The 541-nt window shown below is 43.1% G+C and carries 2 pseudogenes; both read right to left on the bottom strand.

Features of this window, described 5'->3' with window-relative positions:
- A pseudogene (locus tag LZD49_RS35435) lies at positions 1-182 on the bottom strand (hypothetical protein); the annotation flags it as partial.
- A 55-nt stretch (positions 183-237) separates the two neighbouring features.
- Positions 238-541: pseudogene (locus LZD49_RS35430) on the bottom strand (relaxase/mobilization nuclease domain-containing protein); the annotation flags it as partial.

The following is a 541-nucleotide window of genomic DNA, read 5'->3' as shown; positions in this document are numbered from 1 at the left end:
GTGCCGATTTTGAACTTAGTAGACTCGGGGTCAATTCCCAGATCGCGCAATGCAGCGGCCGGGAATACAAGCTTGCCGGAATTGGAAATGTAGCCTGCGGGAAGTGGTGTTTCTTTTTCAACCGCCTTGGTTTCTGGTAGGTTTTCCTCTGGGGAAAAGAATTTAATTGCTTTAATCTTCATGGGTGCAACGGTTTTTTGGGCTAAAATAGGTTATTGGTTTGGTTTAGCCTACCATTTACAAATGAAGGCCCATTCTTCTTCTTTTTCTCTTTCTTTTTTTAAGCTCGGGATTCTGGGTTGTGCTAGCAGTTTGACTCATCCAATTTTCCAATGAAGCCAGCGAGTAATCCCTTCCGATATCAGAGCCTTTCACCTTCATTTTAGTCTGCATGTGAAAAAATGCAATGCCCCGCCCGACATAGGTTTTGTATCCGTGCCGAAGTAAATGCTCTTTTAAATCCTGTATCGAAGAGACTTGTGGCATCAAATGGTCAATTAAAGATCTTAGTTTCAAATGCGCCTTGTCCGCTAAGTGAATC

Origin of the sequence: Dyadobacter sp. CY261, assembly GCF_021440085.1 — a bacterium.
In the GTDB taxonomy this organism is placed as follows: Bacteria; Bacteroidota; Bacteroidia; order Cytophagales; family Spirosomataceae; genus Dyadobacter.
Note: the sequence above shows the minus strand (reverse complement) of the source record. Positions and strands in the feature narration are given on the sequence as shown.